The sequence below is a fragment of the Euzebyales bacterium genome, assembly GCA_035461305.1.
Taxonomy (GTDB): domain Bacteria; phylum Actinomycetota; class Nitriliruptoria; order Euzebyales; family JAHELV01; genus JAHELV01.
This window is the reverse complement of sequence record DATHVN010000229.1, coordinates 1-1716: the sequence shown is the minus strand read 5'-3', so window position 1 is coordinate 1716 and position 1716 is coordinate 1. Positions and strand designations below refer to the sequence as shown.

The following is a 1716-nucleotide window of genomic DNA, read 5'->3' as shown; positions in this document are numbered from 1 at the left end:
CCCTCGCCCGCGCGCATCAGGGAGATGATTGCCGAGGAGTGGTACACGCGCGCCGTCGACTTGCGCTATCCGTCATGCAGCCACTCCGCTGGATGTTCGAGGTGGTGCACGGTCGTTCGCAGGAAGGCGGCGCCGGGCGCGCCGTCAATGACCCTGTGATCGATCGTGAGACTCAGGGTCAACGCCTTGCGCCATACCAAGGCGTCACCATCGCGAGCCGGGCTGGTCCACGATTCTTCCGATCCCGAGAATCGCAACCTCTGGCGGGTTGATGATCGGCGTGAAGCTGTCGACGCCGTAGCCACCGACGTTCGTCACCGTGAAGGTGCTGCCGGAGATCTCGTCGGCGCCAACGTCACCGACACGGGTGCGCGCCACGAGCTGTCTGCGCTCCCCAACGATCGTCGCCAGCGACTTGCGGTCGGCGTCCCGGATAACCGGCACCATCAGGCCGCCGTCGACCGCGGTGGCGATGCCGATGTGGATGTCGGGGATCAAGCGGATGCGGTCGCCGTCGACTGTGGCGTTGACTCGTGGGTGCTCCCGCAGCGCCTGCGCGACCGCGAAGATCAAGAGATCGGTGTAGGTGGGCCGCGGTTCGGCCGCCACGCGCTCCCGCCGGCGCGCGAGCTCGGTCACGTCGGCGGTCGTGGTCAGCGTGAGCTGAGCCATCGTCGCGAGGCTGTCGTGCATGCGTCGGGCGATCGTGCCGCGCATGCCCGTCAAAGGGATCGTCCCCGCGTCGTCTGCGACCGACGCAGCGGAAGCGGCCCGTCGGACGTCGTCCTCGATGATCCGCCCACCCGGACCGGTGCCCTCGACGGCGTCGAGATCGGTCCGGAGCTCCGTCGCTAGGCGGCGTGCTCGCGGCGTCACCTGGCGGCGGGTGGTCGCTGCTGCGGCTCGTTCGGTGGTCGGGGACGGCTCGGTGCCCCCCGCTGCGCCGTCGGTCCCGTCACCGGCATCGGCATCCTCTGCAGGTACATCGTCGGGGGCGGCGATGACCGCGAGGAGCTCCTGGACGGGAACCGTCCTCCCCTCGGAGACCAGCACGCGTTGTAGGACGCCGTCGACCGGGGCGGTCAGTTCCTCGGTGGTCTTGGCGGCCTCGATCTCCGCGATTGGTTCGCCGGCCTCCACCTCGTCGCCCACGCGCTTGAGCCACGTGACGATGGTCCCCTCTTGCATACCCATGCCCCATTGCGGGAGCCGAACCTCCGTCACCATCGGTGGCGGGCTGCGTTCGTCACGGGAGACCTCGCTCATGACACGGCGCGTGGAGCGTCGGCGGCGCGTCGTGGCGGCTCCAAACCCTGGACGGCCTGCACGATCCGGTCGGCGCTGGGATACAGCGGCCCCTCCAGCGACGCGCTGAACGGGATGTGCGTGTGCGGCGTCGTCACCCGGGTGATCGGCGCCTCGAGGTGCCAGAACCCGTCCTGCGCGACGAACGCGGCGACCTCGCTCGCAACACTGCCGAACTCGTGAGCCGGGTCCGCGACGACGAGGTGACCGGTCTTCTCGACCGACGCCAAGGATCGCGTCACGGTCGAGCGGCACGATTGAACGCACGTCGATACAGCGGTGGCTGTGCGAGGTAGAGGTGCCCACCGTCCACCAGCTTGGGCATCATCCGGTAGAAGAACGTCAGCAGCAGAGTCGTGATGTGGCCTCCGTCGACGTCGGCGTCGGCCATCGCGATGATCTTGTGGTACC

At 68.7% G+C, this 1716-nt stretch carries 3 protein-coding genes; all 3 read right to left on the bottom strand.

Going from position 1 to position 1716, the window contains the following annotated elements; genetic code table 11:
• Positions 1-204 precede the first annotated feature (204 nt).
• From VK923_20730 to VK923_20720, 3 genes are read right to left on the bottom strand one after another with little or no spacing between them, the layout of a single operon-like run.
• Complete coding sequence (locus tag VK923_20730; GenBank protein ID HSJ47105.1) at positions 205-1227, bottom strand: dihydrolipoamide acetyltransferase family protein; 1023 nt, start codon at positions 1225-1227, stop codon at positions 205-207.
• 35 nt (positions 1228-1262) lie between these two features.
• Complete coding sequence (locus tag VK923_20725) at positions 1263-1547, bottom strand: transketolase C-terminal domain-containing protein (GenBank protein HSJ47104.1); 285 nt, start codon at positions 1545-1547, stop codon at positions 1263-1265.
• Positions 1544-1702 (bottom strand): hypothetical protein, encoded by a 159-nt coding sequence (locus VK923_20720; protein ID HSJ47103.1) that lies wholly within the window; start codon positions 1700-1702, stop codon positions 1544-1546. Before VK923_20720 ends, VK923_20725 begins: the two co-directional genes overlap by 4 nt.
• Between the last annotated feature and the right edge of the window lie 14 nt (positions 1703-1716).